Genomic DNA, 19,550 nt, shown 5'->3' on the forward strand with positions numbered 1-19,550 from the left:
GGCGCCGGTGCGTCTCCACCGATGCCGTATGGACTTCGAGTCTTCACCTGTTCGCCTCACGACGCCCGCACGCTCGCCCCTCCGGTGGTTCGCGCTCGCCGGTGTCCTCACCGCCGTCGCCGCGCCCTCCGGTGTCGTGCACGCGGAGCCACCTCCGACGACCGCACCAGCGCTCGTGGAGGTCCCTCCCACACTCCCTCCCGAGCTCTCCGCGCCGCTCCCCGCTCCGCCACCCGTCGCCCCCGATGCTTCCACGTCGGGCGTCAGCGTGACCGAGCCGATCGTCACCGACGCCGCGCCGCTCGACCGAGAAAGCTTCACGGCCGCCGGCCGAGAAGACGCGGAGCTGCTGTTGCAGGCTCCACGGACGCCTGACGACGGCCCCCGCCGCGCGCTGATGATGGTCACCGGAGGGCTGGCAATCACGGGGCTGGCCCTCGGCGGACTCTTCGGTGGCATGGCCATCTCGAAGTGGGACGAGGTCGAGACGCTCGCCCAGAAGGGATGCCGCAACCCAGCGCGCTTCACGGGGTGCACCCAGGGGGTCGCCGATGCGGAGATCGAGGCGTCTTCGTTCGCCACCATCTCGACGTTCGGCTTCCTGGCGGGCGGCCTCGCGCTGGCGGGGACGACGCTGCTGTGGCTCACGGGTCCGCCCAGGCCGAGGGCCCGCTTGACGGTGCAGATCAGCCCGGTGATCGCCCCTGGCAACACGACCGGAGCCCTGCTCCAGGGGACGTTCTGATGCGTCGCAGATCCAGAACGCTGGCGGCGCTTCTCACCGCCGTCGTCGCGCCACTGCTGGGGGGATGCGCGGTGCTCATCGGCATCGAGGAGGTCGAGGTCGCGAGCGCAGCGAGCACGAGCAGCGGTGGCGGTGCGGGCGGCGCGAGCGACGGAGGTGGGGGTGGAGGATCCGCCGAAGGGGGCGGCGGGGGCGCTGGAGGCGGCGTCGCCGGGGGCGGTGGTGAAGGGGGCGCCGGGGGGCAGGCGGGCGGCTCGTAGCGTCGCTGGGGGCGGTGAAGGCTCGCCCCGCTCGGCGCGATGGTGAGACAACCCTGACAGTTCCTTGTCAGGTGAGGTGTCCTAGATCCTCCTCGGTGTCGGCCATGAAGCAGACACGACCAGCCACATCCACACCGCGGAGGACGCATGACGATCCTGGTGACCGGGGCGACGGGGAGCGTGGGCCGTCACGTGGTCGAGCAGCTCCTGGAGCGAGGCCAGCAGGTCCGCGCGTTGACCAGGCGTCCCGACCAGGCGGCGCTGCCGCGAGAAGTCACCGTCATCCAGGGAGATCTCACGCGGCCGGACACCCTGTCCGCTACCCTGGAAGGTGTCGACCGGCTGTACCTGTTTCCGGTTGGCGACGGCGCGGAGGCGTTCGTCGAGCGTGCGCGTCGTGCCGGCGTCCAGAGGATCGTGCTGCTGTCGTCGTCCGCGATCGCGCGTCGGTTCGACTTCAGCGAGGCGACGGCCGAGCACCACCTCGCCATCGAGCGCGTGGTGGAGGCTTCGGGCATTGCGTGGACCCATCTCCGGCCAGGCTGGTTCGATGGCAACGCCCTGACCTGGGCGCAGGAGATTCGAGCCGAGGGGGTGGTGCGGGCCCCCCATGGCGCCGCCGCCCAGGCGCTGGTGCACGAAGCGGACATCGCGGCGGTGGCGGTGAAGGCGTTGCTCGAGGACGGGCACGCGGGGGCGAAGTACCTCCTGAGCGGTCCCGAGACCATCACGCGGGTGGAGCAAGCGCGCGCCATCGGCAGGGTGATCGGGAAAGACGTGCGGTTCGAGGAGATCTCACCCGATGCCTTTCGCGCTTCGGTGCGCGGTGCTCTCCCCGAGGAGGTGATCGAGATGTACCTGGGCTACTGGGCGCTCGCCGTGGATCAGCCAGATCCCGTCTGGTCGACGGTCGAGGATGTCCTCGGCCGGCCCGCGCGCCCGTTCCAGCAGTGGGTCGCCGAGCATGCCAGTGACTTCGCCTGAGGCGAGGTGCGTGGCGTAGATGAAGTCGAAACGAACGAAACGAACGATGGAGGGTTCATGACGATCTTGGTGACCGGAGCTACGGGGAGCGTGGGCCGTCATGTGGTCGAGCAGCTCCTGGAACGAGGCCAGCAGGTCCGCGCCTTGACCAGGCATCCCGGCAAGGCCTCGTGGTCGGGGAGCGTCGAGATCGTTCAAGGCGATCTCGCGCAGCCGGCGTCCCTTCCGGCAGCGCTGAAGGGCGTCGAGCGGGTGTACCTGTTCCCCGTCCCGGAGAGCGCGGAGGCATTCGTCGCGCTGGCACGCGAAGTCGGCGTTCAGCGCGTCGTGGTGCTGTCTTCCTCGTCGGCGGTGAATCGAGGCGAGACCAATGCGTTCTTGAGTGACCACCACCTCGCCGTCGAGCGTGCCGTCGAGGCGTCCGGGCTGGCCTGGACGCACCTGCGGCCTGGTGGCTTCGCCGGGAATACGCTGGAGTGGGCGCCCTCGATCCAGGCGGAGAGCGTGGTGCGCGCGCCGTATGGCAAGGCCGCCCAGTCGCCCATTCACGAGGCGGACATTGCCGAGGTGGCCGTGAAGGCGCTGCTCGAGGACGGGCACGAGGGCGCGAAGTACTTGATGAGCGGTCCCGAGGCGATCGCCCGGGTGGACCAGGTGCGCGCCATCGGCAAGGCGATCGGGCGAGAGGTGCGGTTCGAAGAGATCTCGCCCGATGCCTGGCGCGCCTCGGTGCGACAGTTCCTCCCCGAGAGCATCATCGAGATGCTCCTCGGCTACTGGGCGGCCGCCGTCGCGCAGCCAGACCCCGTCTGGCCGGCGGTCGAGGACGTCCTGGGTCGGCCTGCCCGTACGTTCCAGCAGTGGGCCATCGATCACGCTCGGGAATTTTCCTGAGGAGAGTCCGAGAGCGCCTTGGCTGGAGGGCGCGCTAAGCTCCCGACGCGCCGTCTGAAGAGGCGGTCGGAGACAAAGGAGAGCCCATGGCGAGAGCGATCTGGGAGGGCACCGTGCTGGCCGAGAGCGACACCTTCGAGGAGGTCGAGGGGAATGTCTATTTCCCACCGGCCTCTCTCGTCCGCGCGCACTTTCAGGAGAGCGCCACCCACACCACCTGTCCATGGAAAGGGGTGGCCAGCTATTACGACGTCGTCGTCGATGGCAAGGTGAACAAGGACGCGGCCTGGGTTTACCGAGAGCCCAAGGAGGCGGCGAAGGAGATCGAGGATCACGTCGCATTCTGGCGCGGCGTGACGGTGGAGCGCTGAGCGCCAAGCTGCGTGGCTGCGTGCTTGTGCAGCCCCTGCGTCAGAACGCGAACACCTCGCTCACCAGGGTGCTGTCCGTGATCCACGAGCGGCAGGCCGCCATGTCCGCCGGGCGCACCGGCACCTCGGGGGGTAGCTCGAAGCGCTGATCCACGACGCGGAGCCGCAAGGGGGCGCTCTCGGCCGCGACTTCCAGCGTGAAGGCCAGCCCGTCCTCCTCCAGCCCCACATGGCGGAAACCCCAGCGCTGACCCTGCGCCAGCGGTTCGGTCACCACGTCCGGATCGATCGCTTTCCCCTCGACCGAGGCCGCCAGGATGGTCGCCCCTCCCTCGACGAACACGAAGGCCCACGGGGCGCGGCGCGCCGAGCGCAGCCGCAGGTGGAGCACGCGGCGATCGCCCGCGCGCTCGTCTTGCTCGACCACGAGCTGCGGCGCTTGCAGCGCGTGGGCCGGCGCGGGCGCCTGACGGAGCGGGCGGGTCGCGTCGTCGAAGAAGGCGGGCAGGGGGGCTCGCTCGGCGTCCGCAGGCAGAAATGCCGCGCTCCAGGCGCTCGGGACGCGCTCGTCGCTGATCCATCGCGCGTCACCCGTGGACCCGTCGAGCGCGTACGTGAGGCAGGTGGGGCGCGGGTGCTCTGCATCGAAGCGTGCTCCGAGCGCGGCCACGACGAAGCACCCGAGCGCGATCAGGGCGCCCCCCACGGCACCTCGCCGCATCCAGAGTGCCTCGCCTGCGCGGAGCGAGACCATCGGGATCAGCATGGTGAAGAGCACGAGCACGGTGGCGGCCCAGCCCGCGCGCGGCATCTGCCCTGCGAGCAGCGCGAGGTAGACCATCTGGGCGGCGAAGAACGTCGTCACGACGGTGCTCAGCGCGCCCACCGCGACTGCCGCGCGTGAGGTCGGCGCCGAGCGCTGGGCGACGAGAACCCACGCGGCCCCGAGACCGAGAGGCAGGGTGGCCACGTGGCTGGCTGCCGGCATCGCGACCAGCAGCCCGATGGCGAGCACGCTCCACACCACCAGCCCGGAGACCATGCCCGCAAAAGGCGTCCGCCGGGTGCGGATCAGCCCACGCGCCATCACCGCGATCGACACGCCCAGAAGGATGACCCCGACCCGTAGCAGGCCGACCTCGGCGGGGTCACCGGCGGCCTGAGCACGGTAGACGGGGTGGAAGCGCGCGAGGGGCGACCACGCAAACCAGATCGCTGCCGGGGCGAGCGCGGCGAGCGCGCGGGGCGCGGCGCCGGTGAGGACCAGCTGCCCGAGGGGGGTACGACGACGGCAGGACCAGAGGGCGCCCAGCGCGAGCGCGAGCGCTCCACACCCCAGGGCGACGGCCACGGCGACGGGGTAGCGGACGAGGCCGAGCTTCCCGACGGAGAAGAACGCCACCCGGCTCTCCGAGCGAGGCGCGTTCAGGTCGGCCTGCCCGAGCTGGCGAAGGAGCGCCAGACCGAGGTCGCCTTCGGCCTGGAGGGTGCCGAGGTCGAGCGCTTCCGTGGTGTCCGTGCCCTGGTGATAGAGCGCCACCCCGTCGGCGAACGCGACGTTCACGCCGGCCAGACCGTGGCGCGAGAGCACGCCGAAGTCGGTCCCCGCGTGCAACCGCCGGGTGGTCTCCGTGTACACCGACGATGCGGCGGAGGTCACGCCTGCCGCCGCGAGCTGCTCCGCGAGCCACGCGTCCGGCGAGGAGAGACCGATCACCACGGGCACCCCTCGGACGCCACGCGCGTCCAGGTTGACGAACACCCGCACCTCGCGTGACCACGGGTGTGACGCCACGAAGGCATGGGCGCCCAGCATTCCGCCCTCTTCGCCGTCCGAGAACAGGACGATGACGTCGTTGCGCAGCGGCCCGGACGCGCGGGCCGCCCGGAGCATCTCCAGGATGGCCGCCACACCGCTCGCGTCGTCGCTCGCTCCGGGGGAGCCGGGCACGGAGTCGTAATGGGCGACGAGCAGCACCGCGCCCGTCGAGGCCTGGCCACGCAGCCGGCCGACCACGTTCCGGACCCGCGCCGTGTCGAAGGGGAGCCCGTACCAGGTGCTCATCGCCGTGGCGGGCGCAGCGTCCGTTTCTGCGCCCAGCTCGGCCAGCGCTGCCATGAGGAAGGCCCTTCCGTCGGCGTGGCCGGCGCTACCCACGGGGCGCGGTGAGCCGGCCAGGCGCTCCACGTGGCGTCGTGCTCGCAGCGCCGAGAAGTGTTCCGCCGGCGCGTCGTCGCGCTGGGGCTCGGGGAGCCGGAAGGACCAGAGCGCGAGGAGCACACCGCAGACCACGGAGAGAGCGATGACGAGCGCTGCAGTCGCACGTGGCAGGATCGGTCGGCGCATGGCGACCCGGAGGCTTAGCGCAGCTGGAATGCCGATGGCCAGCGCGAAGCCATCGTCGCGACAGCCGCACGTGAGGGGATGTTCCGTGTTCGCACGCTGGGTCTCCGCCTCGCGCCGAGGTGGACGCGTGCTTCCGTCGCGATTCACCTCGACAGCGCCGAAGTAGAGGGTGCAACGCTCTGCCACCCATGCCTGCTCGGTGGCTCATCCCACCGGGCGCTCCATCCATGACACCTCACCCGACCGCTTCGAGCGCTCTCGAGGGCCTGGAAATGCTGCCTTCCGCCTTCTCCGCCGGCGCCGCTTCCGCTCGCGGCATGACGCGAGAAGCTTTGCGGGGCTCAGGGAGGTAGCCGGACCGCACCTGATGGTTCAGGTAGACGTTGAGCCGCGCCGCATCCAGCACAGGGCATGCAATGCCAGTGCCCGCGAGCGCTCGGCGCGCGTTGCTGTCGTCATAGGCCGGCATGTCCTCATAGAGTTCCCAGCGCGTGAGTCCGTCGTGAACTCGCTCCGTCAACATCGGCACGAGCGGCAGCAGCGGGTTGTACGGTGTCGTCTCGACGCATCGCACCACCCTGTCGACCCAGTCGGCATACGGCAGCTTCTTCAGCGGGTAGCCGGCATCGACCACCCACTCGAAGAACTGGATCAGCTCGACGTCGTGCGCAGGAGAAGGAACGATGTGATAGGTGCCACCCACCGCCTGCGGATTGAGCGCGATGCTGGTGATGGCAGCGCTGGCGTAATCGACGGGCAGGATGACTTTGCGCTGGCGAGGGAGAGCGGGAAAGCAACCTGCCAGGATGCACCCTTTGATCAGCCGGAAGATGAAATCGTTTTCATTGGATGCCCCTGTGATGGAATCTCCCAGGATGAAACCCGGTCGATAGATGTTGACCGGGAGACCTCGACCCCGGGCGGTGGTGACCAGTTTTTCCGCGACCCATTTGCTCTGGGAGTAGCCCATTTCGGTGCCGAGATGAGGCACGGCATGATCCAGGTCCTCGTCTTCACGGATGATGTGAGTTCCGGTGAAATGACCGAGATGACCGAAGACGGCGACCGTGGACAGGTAGTGCAGCGGTTTCGTCTTCCCGGTGCAGGCGAGGCGCAGAATCTCTCGGGTTCCGCCGACATTCGTGTCGCGATGGGTCTGGTACGGCTTGACGTAACTGATCTCGGCACCGCTATGGTAGATGGCGTCGATCTGTTCGTGGAGCTGCTCCAGCTCTCCCGTGCCGAGCCCGAGGCCTCCCAGGTTCCCGAGGACGGGTACGATCCGATTCGGATCGAATTCATCGCCGAGACCGTATTTGACCAGGGTCTCCTGAATGCGATGCAGCCCACTCAGAGGATTTGCGGCACGGACCAGGCAGTGGATCTGTGCGTCGGTACTCCTCAGGAGGTCGCGCAACAAGAAGGGTCCCAGGAACCCGGTCGCGCCCGTCAGCAGCAGGTGTCGGGGCGGCGCACTGGAGGCGCGCTTCCCGTGGCCCGGGGCGATGTTCGGGTCGAGGATGGCTTCCGCCGTCAGATAGCCCTGGGAAATTCCTGGCGAGGGCTGGTGCTCGTCACGCACACGCCTCTCCACGAGCTGGGCCAGCGCTTCGAACGTCGGGTGGGTGAAGAGTGGCTCTGCTGGAAGCGAGACCTCGAACTCTTTCTCGATGCGGAGAAGTAGCCGCGCGACCAGCAAAGAGTCACCACCCAGCTCGAAGAACGAGTCCTGTCGGAGGACGAGGTCGACCCTGAGGAGCTCTTGCCACATCGCTGCGAGTTTTCGCTCGAGCGACGAGCTGGGAAGGTCGCGCTCGTCGACCTCGCTGCGCTCCACGACGCGGCTGGGGACAGGCAAGGCGGCGCGGTCGATCTTGCCGTTGGGTGTCAGCGGCAGCGAAGGCATCAAGACGAACCGGGACGGCACATGGTGGGGGGGAAGTCGGGCCGTGAGGTAAGCCCTCAACGCCGCCGGCGTGGCCGTCGAGGCGGCGTAGACCACGAGGCGCTTGTCGCCCGGACTGTCCTCTCGGACGACGAGCGCTGCTTCCTTCACCATCGGGCATACGGCCAGGATGGCCTCGATCTCGGCAGGCTCGATGCGAAAGCCGCGGATCTTCACCTGACGATCCCGCCGTCCGAGGAATTCGATGCTGCCGTCTGGGCGGCATCTCGCCTCGTCCCCGGTTCTGTACATGCGGGCGCCCGGCTCGGCCGAGAAGGGATCGGGGAGGAAGCGTTGGGCCGTGAGCTGCGGCTCGTTCAGATAGCCCAGGCCCACGCCGTGACCCCCCACATACAGTTCGCCTGCGATCCCTACCGGGGGCGGCTGGAGATGTGCGTCGAGCACATAGGCGCGGCTGTTCGAGATGGGTTTCCCGATCGGCAGACTCTTCGCCTGCGGGGGCGCGCTGCTGAGCACATGGGCCGTCGCGAAGGTCGTGGTCTCGGTAGGCCCATAACCGTTCACCAGGTACTCGAGACCTCCACGCTCCAGGACGGCTGCGGCCCATCTGGGGTCCAAGGCATCGCCTCCGACGACGAGCGTATGAACGGTATCGAAGGCGTCCGGAACCGCGTCTGCGAGATGGTGGAAGAGCGACGTCGTCAGAAACATCTTGGTGATGCCGGTCGTCTTGACCTTCTCCCGAAAGGCACCCGGAGAGAGAAGCGTGGGCTGTCCGAAAACCTCGAGCTGCGCGCCGTGGAGCAAGGCTCCCCAGACTTCAAGGATGGACGCGTCGAATGATGGGTTGGATCCTTGCATCACCCGATCGTCGGGCGCGAACGCGACATAGTTGGTCGATATGACGAGCCGCACGATGGCGCGATGAGATACGGAGACGCCTTTGGGCCTGCCTGTCGAACCGGATGTGAACATCACATAGGCAGGATCCTCGGCACCTGACGGACAGCTCATGGCGTCGTCCGGCCCATCGAGGGAACCGCCGGAGACCTGGAGCGATTCTTCTGCGTCACCCACTCCGGTGATCTCGCCATCACAGAGGATGAGATGCTGCCCCTCGAACGACGAGGGAGCAGGTCGGTCGGCTCCAGAGAGGAGCACCTTCGCCTGCACGGTTTCCATCATCTGGTGGATTCGCTCCTCGGGATATCCCGGATCAATCGGAACATGAACTCCGCCCGCCTTGAGCGTGCCGAGCAACCCGACAAGCAAGTTGATGGAGCGTTCCACGAACAGGGCCACATGGACGCCGGGCCCGACGCCGAGACCTTTCAGATTGCGCGCCAACCGATTGGCACGACGATTCAGCTCCGCGTAGCTGAGGGTCTTCCCCTCACACCGGACCGCGGGAGACTCTGGCGATGCCGACACGATCGCCTCGAAGAGTGTGCAGACGTTGGCGTCTTTCGGGTAATCCGTGTGCGTGTCGTTCCACGCGGCGAGGCGACACAGGCGTGCGTCGAGCCCCTCGATCGACTTCGCGTCGTGAGGCGCCAGATCCTGTTCTGGCGTGGATCGGACCAGCTCCAGTTCTGCGCGGATCCAGTCGCGTTCGTCGATATGCGCGGTGGCTGGGTTGTTTCTCATGTCGTTCCTCTCCTTTCCCCTCAGGTGTCATGGTTCCAGCGAGTGAAATTGCGAGCGGAGGCTCTCCGAGATGTCTGGACCGGCTTTCCTTGCGCGATGTTCTTTCGTCTCCTCACGGACGCTTCGCGCCCCGTCGACGCGATGACCAAGGTGGATTGCTGTCGCGCATGTGCGGTCATCGCCGTTGTCGATGAATGCATCGTCATCCTTCGTCGATGTGAACCTCGGCGTAGCGCCGTTCTCGACTCCGCTGCCGAGGAGACGACGCCACGAATCTCACACAGTGGGCGCTGTGAATGCTGACGATCGGCTACGGAGCCGCCGCACGTCAGGTGGTCGATCTCTGATGTTCACTGGGTTCACGATGGCGGTGCATCAATGTGCGCGGCGCGGTAGCGATGCTCACATGTTCTGACCGGTAGGGTCCGCTGAATCGACCGTCAATGCGATCGACGAACAGAATGGTGAGCGCGCCGTCGGGTGGTCTTCGCGTGGTGATGGGCAGCAGACCCTGACTCATGAGGGGGAAAACGAATCAGGGCGGCAGAGATCGGGAGGCGTGCGGTGACACCTCGACCCATCCAAGTGAGCCGTCTACGGTGAGACTTTCGGAGAAATTCAGGCTCATCTGTCCGTCTTCGATTGATCAATGCAGGGCTCCTCGAGCGACCGATTGGATGTTGTTGCATTCGTCGTCGCCTGTCATGACGGTGCTCAATGGCACCTCGACAGGGCAGTCGAGACCAATGGAGGCCTCGGGAGAGGCCAAGTTCGGTAACCCTGTAATGCTCCTGGAGGCTCTGGGTCTCCATCCTTCGATCCCTCACCGTCGGACCGTCGGTGATGGCCTGGGTCGTCGAAGACGGCTCTGTCGCTTGGCGCCGATGGCGGTGAGCCGTCCGGAGCCGCGGTGTTCATCCTGGGAGCGAGCGCAGGATCGTGACCCATTGCGTGGGGTGGTGAGGAGCGCCTGGCGACGTCGCCCCGAGGGGGCCGCTGGCGCTGAGCGGTGAAGGGAGCGGGATCGCGCTCGCATCGAGGTTGCCCTCCTCAGGCGGGCGTGAGGGTCGCCACCCGGCCTCGTCCGGGGGGCGCGGTGTCCTCCGACGTGCTGGTCTCTGAGCGGCCTCCGAGGACGCGCCTTGGCTGCGCCGGAGGAAGGGAGCCACTTCGGACCAGCTGGGCCAGGTAGGTGCGCACGTCGGCCAGCTCCAGCGGTGGGCACGGGAGCCCGCTCGAGGCGAGCGCCGTCCGGGTGTTCGTATCGTCATGGGCGGGCGTCCCCTCCCAGAGCTGCAACCGGGAGCGGCCGTCGTGGACCTGCTCGATGAGCATGGGCAGGAAAGGGAGCAAGGGATGAGCGGGGAGGGGCTCGATGAGGCGTGTGACCCGCTCGAGCCATTCCGCATACGGGAGCCGCTCGAGCGGATGGCCCATCTCGGCGGCCAGCTCGAAGAACTGGAGAAGATCGACGCTCTTTCGCGCTGGCGGGACCAGATGGTAGACGCCTCCCCACCCGGAAGGGTCGCGTGAGATCGCCGTGATCGCTGCGCTGACCTGGTCCACGGAGACGAAGAGCTGTCGCATCCGTGGCAGATCCGGGACGCACCCCGCCTCGATGCAGCCCCCGAGCAGACGAAAGACGAAGGCGTTCGGATGGGCGACGCCCCTGGAAGCGTCGCCCAGGATCGATCCGGGACGATAGACGCTGACCGGCAAGCCGCGCTGGCGTGCGGCGACGATCAGCTTCTCCGCGACCCACTGGCTCTGCTGGGAGCCCGTCCCAACGCTCAGAATCGGCGCGCCCAGGTCGAGGTCATCGCCCTCGCGGAGAAGGGAGAGCCCCTTGAAGTAGCCGACCGGACCGAAGACGCTGTGCGTGGAGACGTGATGAAATGGCTTGAGCTTGCTGGTGCACGAGAGCCTCAGAAGCTCCTGCGTTCCGCCGACGATGCGTGCACGTTGCAGGAAGTACGGCTCGAGATGATCCCCCTCGGCACCGCAGTGGTAGATCGCGTCGATCTTCCAGGACAGCTCGTCGAGCTGCTCCGCGTCGAGACCCAGCCGAAACCCCGACAGGCTGCCGGGAACGGGCACGATGCGGCTCCTGTAGCTCGGGGACCAGAGATCGTGCTCGTCGAGGGCCTCCTCGATGAGGTGCAGCCCGTGCGCGGCGTCGGTGGCGCGGATGAGGCAATGGATCTCCGCGTCGGTGTTTTTCACCAGATCCCGCAGCAAGAAGGCCCCGAGATACCCCGTCGCTCCCGTCAGGAAGATGCACTTGGCCATGGCGGCGGGGGGGCGGACACCCGGCACCGGGCGGATGTGCGGATCGAGCCGGGCATGGTGGGTGAGAAGCCCGCCCGTCATCGACGGGACCTTCCGGGGGCTGCGCTGCTCGTCGTCCACGCGCCTGGCGAGGTGTTCGAGCGTCGGGGACGTGTAGATCGACTCGCAGGGGAGGGTAGTCCCGAACTCCTTCCGGATACGGAGCCAGAGACGCGCAGCCATCGTGGCGTCGCCCCCCAGGGTGAAGAAGGCGTCCTGGCGAAAGACGGGCTCGACGCCCAAGAGTTCTCGCCACAACCTGGCCAGGCGCTGTTCGGTGCGGGTCCTGGGGAGTTCGCTCTCTCCCTCGATGCCTCGAGGCTTCCAGCGATGGTGGGAGGGGGCAGATGACGATAACGCGTCGATATCACCGCCTCGTGTCCCTCGACCCGGCGCGCGCTCTTGTCCCGGTGGTTCGGACGAGCTGGAGGAGCGACCGAGGAGCTCGATGGTGCCATCGGGTAACGACCGCGCGTGGTCCCCGGTCCGGTACATGCGCCCTCCGGGCCTGGTCGAGAACGGATCGGGGGAAAAGCACCTCGCCGTGAGCGACGGCTCGCGTACGGAAGCCAGGCCTGGACCGTCTCCCGTCAGATAGAGCTCTCCTGGAATGCCAGCCGGTGCGACCTGGAGGTCCTCGTCGAGCACATAGGCGCGCCGATCGAACAGGGGCTCGACGCGGGGGAGGTCTCGTGGACCGCTGGGGGAGCCGAGGAGGCTGCACGCCGTCGAGAGCATCGTGGCAGCGGGTCCGTAGCCATTCAGGAGCCGCTTCGGCGCACCACGTCGCAGCACGGCCTGAGCCGCGGGCGGTGCGAGCGGCGCGCCGTTGATGACCAGGAGGGTGACCTCGTCGAACGCCTCGGGGGCCTGCGCGGAGAGGGCGTGGAAGCGCGCCGTCGACAGGAACATCACCGAGATCGCTGCCGCTCGCACGGCGTCGCGGAACGCCGTCGCGGACAGGAGCGTCTCCTGAGGCATGACCACGAGCCGCGCGCCCTGAAGGAGCGCTCCCCAGCGCTCGAGGAGGAAGGCATCGTGATGAGGGGGCGACGCGAGCATCACCCGATCGTGGCGTCCCAGCCCGGACGCGCGCGCTTCGCTCACGAGCCGAAGGATGGCGCGATGAGACACCGCGACCCCCCGCGGGCTGCCTGCCGCGCCCGGGGAGAACATCACGCAGGCAGGGTTGTCGATGTGACCTGGAACGAAGACGCTCGCCGCGGTCGTCGGATCGTCGTCGGGAGGGATGCCATGCCGGCTGAACTCGGCCAGGTACCCCGGGTCGACGACGCCATGGTACCCCTCGAAATACGAGGGCATCGGATGACCGCTGGTCGAGAGCAGCACCTTCGCCTCCACCTGATCGACCATGTGGCGGAGCCGCTCCTCGGGCTCCGAGGGATCGAGCGGTACGTGGACCCCACCGGCGACGAGGATCCCCACGATGCCGATGATCTCGGCGATCGAGCGGTCCGCGAGCAGCGCGACCGGCACGCCGGGGCCCACCTCGAGACGGCGCAGCTCGTCGGCGAGACAGGTCGCGCGGTGCCTCAGCTCGCGGTAGGTGATCGTCTGCCCTTCGAGCTCGACGGCCACGGCGTCTGGCGTGCGCGCGGCCTGCGCCTCGAAGAGCGCGCCGAGCGTCGCCGTGGCGCGCTCCTCCTCCAGCCCTGCGTCTCGGTCCTCCAGAGACTCGACGCACCCCAACCCCGAGCCCAACCGCATGCGGCTTCCCCCCTCCTCGTGACCTCTGTCGAGCGCGAGCGCGTCCCTCGACACCAGCGGGTGCCGGGGGTGGATTTCTCTTCCTGCGACGACCTCGGCGGGCGTGGGGATTCCCCGGTGACGTCTTCTGTTCGAAGCGCACTGGCTCCGCTAAAGCCACCCCACACCCCAGGCGCCGGCATGCCGGCACCTGGCTCAGGTCGTAGGGAAGGGAACAGACCTCGTCAACGGTTCGTCGAGGGTTTGGTGGATGAAGCTGTCGGCGGGGACGTCAGGCGCGGAGCGGAATTTCCAGATGTCCCCGCCTCTCGTGCCGTTGCGGCGCGCCTCGCCTGGGCGCCGTGAACCGCGAAGAGAGCAGGGGAAGCGACAGGAAGGGGCTGGAGGCGGGGAGGGCTGCCGATGAGGCTGGCTCGGCTTCGTGGGGGACGACCGGCTGGAGGCTTCAGCCCATGAGGCCTTCGGCGATCTGTACCGCGTTCAACGCGGCGCCTTTGCGCAGGTTGTCGGCGACGACGAACAGGTTGATCGCGCCAGGGACGCCGAGGTCGTCGCGCACACGGCCCACGAACACGTCATCGCTGCCCACCGCGTGGATCGGCTGCGGGTGGCGCCCAGGCGCGTACGGCTCGTCGAACAGCTTCACCCCGGGGGCGGATGCGAGCAACCGCCGCGCCTCGACCGCGTCCATCGGCCGGTGGAACTGCACGTGGATCGCCTCGCTGTGGCCCGTCACCACCGGCACGCGCACCGTCGTCGGCGACACGGCGATGCCGTCGTCACTGAGGATCTTGCGCGTCTCGTTCACCATCTTCAGCTCCTCCTCCGAGTAATCGGAGCCAGGGCTCGCCTTCCAGTCCATGAGCACGTTGAGCGCGAGCTGGCCCGGAAGGATCGCGGCGGGGGGCGGGCTGCCGTTCGCCAGGGCGTGGTTCTGGGCGAGCAGCTCTTCCATCGCTGCGTGCCCCTTCCCGCTCGCCGCCTGGTAGGTCGACACCACGATGTGCCGGATGCGTGCGGCATCGTGCAGCGGCTTCAGCGCCACCAGCATCTGGATGGTGCTGCAGTTCGGGTTGGCGATGATCCCTCGCGGGCGCTTCGCCGCCGCGTGCATGTTCACCTCGGGGACCACCAGCGGCACGTCGGGATCCATCCGCCATGCGCTGGAGTTGTCGATCACCACCGCGCCATGCGCTGCCGCGGCAGGCCCGAGCTCACGCGCCGTGGTCGCGCCCGCGCTGAACAGCGCATAGCTCACGCCGGCGAAGGCCTCGGGCGACGCCGTCTGCACCTCGATCTCTCCACCGGCAAAGGGCAGGCGCCGGCCTGCCGATCGCGGTGAAGCGAGCGCCAGCACCCGGCTCGCCGGGAACCTCCGCGCCTCCAGGGTTCGCAACATCTCCCGACCGACCACGCCGGTCGCCCCCACAACTGCTACGACGCAGGACATCATGGGCTTCTATCGCCGGGCAGGCATCCGGGCAAGTCTGGGGCAGCGCCAGGCGTGCGGGCGGAGTAGCATGGTCGCAGGCATGATCGAGCGGACGGAGTCGATCCGACGGAGACGGGGTAGCGCAGGGGTCCTGGTGGTGCTGGCGGCGCTCTCGGTGCGCTGTGGCGGTGCGCCGCCCACCCCTTCCGCCGACGCTGCGCAGCGCAGCGGTTCGGGATCGCCCGGTGCGGCCAGCGTCGCCGCGCGCTCGCAAGGATCGAACGTGACCGCGGACACGGGCGCTGCAGCGAAGGAGGTCGCCCGGGAGAAGCGCCGCAGCTTCGTCACCCCCTCGAAGCTCCTGCCGGATCTCGTCGGCCAAGGCGGCGTGGTCGCCCTCGAAGACGGGCACCGACGCACGCTCGTCGATCGCATGCGGATCATCGCGCACGAGGACGGCTCGCTGGAGCGCGCTGCGGAGCTGCTCCCCCACGGCCAGGTCACCTCGCAGCGTCTGCCCTCCCGCCTCGGCGGCGGTTTCCTGTTTCACGCGGCCAGCCGCGGCGGCACGCAGATCTGGCGCTCCAGCAGCTGGCTCGGAAAGCTCGAGCCCGTGGCCCAGCTCTCCTCCGAGGCGAGCGACGTGATCCCGGGCTTCGATCGCCTCTACGTGCGCCTCTCCCAGAACAACCGCCTGCTCGCGGTGGATGTACAGAGCGGCGAAGCCCTGCCCCTGGGTCCGCTCCCGCTCTCGGGCGCCTACGGGCAGATCGTGTTCGCCGACGGCTGGCGTGCCGTCGTGGAGGCCGACCTGCAAGGCCTGCTCGCCACGTTCGACGCCGGCACGACCTGGCGCCCGGTCCGCGTCGAGCAGCGCCCGAGCAGCCTCGGGATCATCGGCGGCGACCCGGCGCTGATGATCCGCGACGGCTACTACGTCATCGACGCGCGCGGCAACGTCACCCTCCGGACGCACGCGAAGTCGGGTGAGCCGCAGGACGAGGACGAGCTGCCCACGCGACCCCCGAGCCCGCTGGGGCGACGGCCGCTGCGCGCTGCCATCGAGGATGGCTGGCCCGACGGCGACGGGACGGCCGTCGTCGCCCGTGGTGGCGTGCTGGCCCGCGTATCCCTTGCCGACGGCGCGGTGCTCGCGCTCGCGCAGGACGCCTACCGCGAGCGCCAGGCCTCCTGCCACGCGGTGCGCCTCGGCAACACGAAGAGCGCCACGAGCGCGACGAAGGAGCGAAGCGCGAAGGCCTCCTCGAACCCCGACGGGACCGCCGTGGCGAAGGGGAGCGCCGGCTCGCCGCAGGGCTCAGGCGAGGCCTTCCACGAGGAAAGTTTCGGATTCATCTGCGGTGAGCGGGACGGCGCGACCATCATCTACGAATTCCGGGCGCCCCTCGCCATGCGCGAGCTCCACCGCTTCCAGCGACCCCGGTTCGTCGCGTCCAGCGGCAACGGCTCCCTCGTCGTGCGCGGCCCGTGTGGTGACGAGGCGCCGCAGCCCGGCATGCGGACGTACTGCGTGCTCGTGCCCGACGACGACGGGGGCCTGAAGAGCCGCGAGATCCGGGTCAAGGCCGCCAGCCAGGACATCGGCGTCGAGCGGGTGGTCGCGCTAGCGGATGGCCGGGTGGTGGTCCTGGTCCCGCCGCGCACCGGCATTGCTGGCCAGATCACCCTCCTCGAGGGCAACGAGGCCGTCACCCGGCCGCTGGCGCTGCCCGCGAAGCCGCGCGGCGCCGTGCGCGAGCTGCGGCGTGGGATGTGGCTGGAGGGCTTCGAGGAGCGAGAGCCCGGCGTGATCGGCGGCTGGATCGAGGCTGGAGGGCCGATCGTGGGGGTGGAGATCACCGTGGCCGACGGTCGGGTCAAGGCCGGAGAGCCGCGGCACGATCCCACCGGTGCGATCCTGGCCGGACGCTTCGCGGTGTCGCTCGGCGAAGGGGACGTCGCCGCCGAGTCCACCGACGGCGGGATGACCTGGCAGACCCTCGAAGTCCCCGAGCGCGCGCACACTCCTGGTGCCTCCCCCACGCGCGCCTGCGGTCCCGCCGGCTGCGTGTTCAAGGGGTGGATGCGGGTCGGCTGGGGCCCCCCTGCGCACCCTGACGATCTGGAGCCCGCGAAGACCCCGCCGACCCTCTACACGCCCCTCCGCACCTCGCCCTCGCTGTCGCTGTCGTGTACGCCGGTCGGCGCCTCGACGCCGCCGCTCCCCGAGAAGCCTGCTCCGACGCCGCCTTCGGGTGGGCGGGGCCAACGCCCCCCGCACCCTCGTCCTTCCTTCCGACCAATCGTCCCCGCGCGCCCCGGCGAGCTGACCCCGACCGCTTGGTCCCCCTTCCGGAACACGCTGGCGCCGCCGCTGAGCGCCGACGAGATCGGCTTCGACAACGGCGCGCCGTTCGACATCGTCTCCTTGCGCGCCTACGTGTGGGGCAAGAAGGGCGCGGACTGGGGACGCGCAGGGCGCTGGATGGTCCGGTTCGACGACCGCTTCGACCCGGCGGGCGGCGTGCGATCGAGCGCCGTGAGCACATCTCCCTGGCCGGACGAGACTGCAGCCGCGGAGGGCATGGGTGGCTCCGCGTACGGCGTGACCACCTGGGGGGGCTTCCTGGATCCTGGCGGGCGCGCCGCGATGGTCCAGGTCTGCCGTGGTGCCGGCTGTGATCTCTTCGCCGTGGTCGACGGTCAGCCGATCCTCCAGCTCCGCGACGGCGCCGGGCGCACGGGCGGCTTCCTGCGACCGCTCCCCCACAGCGCCGTGCGCGCGGGAGAGACCTGGTTCTTCCTCACCCCCTCGCCTGGCCAGGACGCCCTCGCCCTCTGGCGGGCCGACCTGGGCGCCGCGCGTCTCTTCGGCACCTACGACCGACCCGCGCGCTCCAGCTACTCCTCCGAGCCGCCGCGCCTCGTGCGGCGCGCCTCGGGCAGCGCCGTCGGCCTGATGGTGGCGACTGCGCCCGAGCCGGGGACGCGCACGGGCACGTGGGTCGTGCTCCCGGTCGACCCCACGAGCGGGACCCTCGGCGAGGCGATTGCCCTCGGCCGCAAGGACCTCTCCGACATGCAGGTGCGCGCCTGCGCCCCCGGCCAGGACGGCTGGGTGCTCGACGCCGGCCTCGAAGCTGGCCCCATCGTCGAACTGGGGGGCTCCCACGGCGCCATCGAGGGGACCGAGCTCCGCCTCCGCCTCGACCCCGGCACCGCCTGCGTGGACGCCGTCTCGCTGAAGCTCCAGGCGGCCTATGCGCGGGACGCGAAGGGAGGCACGCCGACCGCGAAGGCCAGCCCCTCCACGCCGAGCGCCGCGCCTGCCGATCTGCGCATCCCCCTCGCCGCGACGGAGCGGCTCACCGGCAAACGCTGGGGCTTCCGCTGCGAAGCGAGCGGGCCGATGGTCGTGCGCTGACGGGGCGGCGGGCCATGGCCCGGCATGAACTCCCGCCGTCGCCGCCTCGCCGAGAGACGACCACCGGCACCCTGCTGCGTGACGACGAGGTACGCTCGGGTGCCAGGGCGCTGGCGCCCTTCGAGAGCAAAGGCACCGCCCTGCTGCAGCCTTCTCGCGGGCGTCTCTTCTGGTCCACCCTGCCGCTGGGCCTGGGGACCCTGTGGGTGTTCACCGTCATCACCCTCGACCGTGGCTCGCTGGCCATCTACGGCATCCTCCTGGCCCAGCTTGCGCTTCTGGCGCGGCATCTCCCGGCTCCAGAGAACCAAGGGACGGTCCGTGTGGACCCCGACGGCGTCCGCTTCGCAGGAGACCTCCTCGTCGCCCACGCCGAGATCCAGCACGCGCTGCTCATCCCTCGACCTGGCGAAGCCCCGCTGGTGAGGATCGCACGCCACGCAAAGAAGCCGCCGCTGGAGATCCGCGTTGCCGACGAAGCCGAAGGCGAGCGCCTCATCGAGTCCCTCGGGATGGACGCGCCTCGCGCCGTCGCTCACATCGAGCTGCCCATGCGCTACCAGGCCTACCCCGTCGGCGGCCTCGCCTGGCTCGCGTTCACGGCGCTCCTCTTCGGAGGCCTCTCGCTCGTCGGCACGCACGTCACGGGGAGCTTCACCGTCTTCCTGGCGATCCTGCTCGTCCCCCTCCAGCTGCGATCCCTGCTGCGCACGCACTTGCAGATCGGACCGGACGGCCTGCTGATCCGGACCCTCTGGCACCGGCGCTTCGTGCCGTACCGCGACCTCGGAGCGCTGCGCATGGTCGACGCCAATCCGCCGACGGTGAGCTCTGCCCTTCACAAGAGACCCGAGCGCGGACTTCTCCTCACCCTCACCTCGGGTGAGTCGATCCGACTCCTCGTGGAGGCGTCCTACTGGTATCCGTTCACCTCCGTCGACGCCGTGGAGCGGCGCATCCGGACGGCGTGGGCAGCCCATGACGCCTCCAGAGACCTCGACGAGGCTCACCTCACCGAGGTCCTTGCGCCGCGCGGGCGGGATCTCCCGGCCTGGCTCGATTCCCTCCGCGCCCTGGGCAGCGGCGCGAGTGCCGGCCCCAGGCAAGCGGCCGTGCCCGCGGACGTCCTGTGGCGAATGCTGGAGAGCCCCACCGCTCCTCCCGCGGCGCGTGCCGGGGCTGCCGTCGCCTTGTCGGTCAGCGAGAGCGCGGACCCCGTGCGGTTCGGCGAGGCTGCACGTGCCGTGGTCGAGCCGAGGTTGCGCGTGGCGATCGAGGCAGCTTCCGGAGGGCGCGACGCGGAGCTGGGCGCCGTGCTGGAGGCGCTCGCGACCGATGAGGCAGCGCTCACCGCAGCGACACAGGCCCGCCTCGCCCAGGAGCACGCCGCTCCGGAACCCCGGCGGCGAAGGCGTACGAGCGCCCGGCGGCGCGCCTCTCCGTCTCCGGAAGACGACGAATCATGATGGCTGCGCCCCGCGGTC

At 69.4% G+C, this 19,550-nt stretch carries 11 protein-coding genes; 7 read left to right on the forward strand and 4 right to left on the reverse strand.

The window, feature by feature from the left end:
- Window positions 1-28: 28 nt before the first annotated feature.
- The 5 genes from CMC5_RS21090 to CMC5_RS21110 all read left to right on the forward strand — a co-directional run bounded on the left by CMC5_RS21090 (window position 29) and on the right by CMC5_RS21110 (window position 3,254).
- The gene (locus CMC5_RS21090; RefSeq protein WP_050432105.1) at window positions 29-745 is read left to right on the forward strand and encodes a hypothetical protein; all 717 of its coding nucleotides are present in this window, start codon (window positions 29-31) and stop codon (window positions 743-745) included.
- Window positions 745-1,005 (forward strand): hypothetical protein, encoded by a 261-nt coding sequence (locus CMC5_RS44775; RefSeq protein WP_050432106.1) that lies wholly within the window; start codon window positions 745-747, stop codon window positions 1,003-1,005. Before CMC5_RS21090 ends, CMC5_RS44775 begins: the two co-directional genes overlap by 1 nt.
- Before the next feature lie 147 nt (window positions 1,006-1,152).
- On the forward strand, window positions 1,153-1,989 hold the full coding sequence (locus CMC5_RS21100; RefSeq protein ID WP_050432107.1) for an NAD(P)H-binding protein: 837 nt from the start codon (window positions 1,153-1,155) through the stop codon (window positions 1,987-1,989).
- 57 nt (window positions 1,990-2,046) lie between these two features.
- Window positions 2,047-2,883 (forward strand): NAD(P)H-binding protein, encoded by an 837-nt coding sequence (locus CMC5_RS21105; RefSeq protein ID WP_050432108.1) that lies wholly within the window; start codon window positions 2,047-2,049, stop codon window positions 2,881-2,883.
- A gap of 86 nt (window positions 2,884-2,969) precedes the next feature.
- Window positions 2,970-3,254 (forward strand): DUF427 domain-containing protein, encoded by a 285-nt coding sequence (locus CMC5_RS21110; RefSeq protein ID WP_050432109.1) that lies wholly within the window; start codon window positions 2,970-2,972, stop codon window positions 3,252-3,254.
- A 40-nt stretch (window positions 3,255-3,294) separates the two neighbouring features.
- Here CMC5_RS21110 and CMC5_RS21115 read toward each other — a convergent pair whose 3' ends face one another.
- The 4 genes from CMC5_RS21115 to CMC5_RS21130 form a co-directional block, all read right to left on the reverse strand.
- Entirely contained in the window at window positions 3,295-5,601 is a 2,307-nt protein-coding gene (locus CMC5_RS21115; RefSeq protein ID WP_156338759.1) for a M20/M25/M40 family metallo-hydrolase, read from the reverse strand.
- Between the two features lie 235 nt (window positions 5,602-5,836).
- Window positions 5,837-9,154, reverse strand: a complete 3,318-nt coding sequence (locus CMC5_RS21120; RefSeq protein ID WP_050432111.1) for a non-ribosomal peptide synthetase family protein — start codon at window positions 9,152-9,154, stop codon at window positions 5,837-5,839.
- A gap of 1,050 nt (window positions 9,155-10,204) precedes the next feature.
- Entirely contained in the window at window positions 10,205-13,210 is a 3,006-nt protein-coding gene (locus CMC5_RS21125) for a thioester reductase domain-containing protein (protein WP_156338760.1), read from the reverse strand.
- A gap of 445 nt (window positions 13,211-13,655) precedes the next feature.
- Entirely contained in the window at window positions 13,656-14,663 is a 1,008-nt protein-coding gene (locus tag CMC5_RS21130; RefSeq protein ID WP_218920014.1) for an aspartate-semialdehyde dehydrogenase, read from the reverse strand.
- 79 nt (window positions 14,664-14,742) lie between these two features.
- Between CMC5_RS21130 and CMC5_RS21135 the strand changes: the two genes are divergently transcribed.
- A complete protein-coding gene (locus CMC5_RS21135) occupies window positions 14,743-18,066 on the forward strand; it encodes a hypothetical protein (RefSeq protein ID WP_156338761.1) in 3,324 nt (1,107 codons plus the stop codon).
- Window positions 18,067-18,080: 14 nt separating this feature from the next.
- Window positions 18,081-19,532 (forward strand): hypothetical protein, encoded by a 1,452-nt coding sequence (locus CMC5_RS21140; RefSeq protein WP_050432114.1) that lies wholly within the window; start codon window positions 18,081-18,083, stop codon window positions 19,530-19,532.
- Window positions 19,533-19,550 lie beyond the last annotated feature (18 nt).

Source organism: Chondromyces crocatus, assembly GCF_001189295.1.
Classification (GTDB): domain Bacteria; phylum Myxococcota_A; class Polyangia; order Polyangiales; family Polyangiaceae; genus Chondromyces; species Chondromyces crocatus.

Excerpts from the sequence above, each read along its gene's own strand:
- CMC5_RS21090 (WP_050432105.1), top strand. The coding sequence starts at position 29 with ATGGACTTCGAGTCTTCACCTGTTCGCCTCACGACGCCCGCACGCTCG.
- CMC5_RS44775 (WP_050432106.1), top strand. The coding sequence starts at position 745 with ATGCGTCGCAGATCCAGAACGCTGGCGGCGCTTCTCACCGCCGTCGTC.
- CMC5_RS21100 (WP_050432107.1), top strand. The coding sequence starts at position 1,153 with ATGACGATCCTGGTGACCGGGGCGACGGGGAGCGTGGGCCGTCACGTG.
- CMC5_RS21105 (WP_050432108.1), top strand. The coding sequence starts at position 2,047 with ATGACGATCTTGGTGACCGGAGCTACGGGGAGCGTGGGCCGTCATGTG.
- CMC5_RS21110 (WP_050432109.1), top strand. The coding sequence starts at position 2,970 with ATGGCGAGAGCGATCTGGGAGGGCACCGTGCTGGCCGAGAGCGACACC.
- CMC5_RS21115 (WP_156338759.1), bottom strand. The coding sequence starts at position 5,601 with ATGCGCCGACCGATCCTGCCACGTGCGACTGCAGCGCTCGTCATCGCT.
- CMC5_RS21120 (WP_050432111.1), bottom strand. The coding sequence starts at position 9,154 with ATGAGAAACAACCCAGCCACCGCGCATATCGACGAACGCGACTGGATC.
- CMC5_RS21125 (WP_156338760.1), bottom strand. The coding sequence starts at position 13,210 with ATGCGGTTGGGCTCGGGGTTGGGGTGCGTCGAGTCTCTGGAGGACCGA.
- CMC5_RS21130 (WP_218920014.1), bottom strand. The coding sequence starts at position 14,663 with ATGATGTCCTGCGTCGTAGCAGTTGTGGGGGCGACCGGCGTGGTCGGT.
- CMC5_RS21135 (WP_156338761.1), top strand. The coding sequence starts at position 14,743 with ATGATCGAGCGGACGGAGTCGATCCGACGGAGACGGGGTAGCGCAGGG.
- CMC5_RS21140 (WP_050432114.1), top strand. The coding sequence starts at position 18,081 with ATGGCCCGGCATGAACTCCCGCCGTCGCCGCCTCGCCGAGAGACGACC.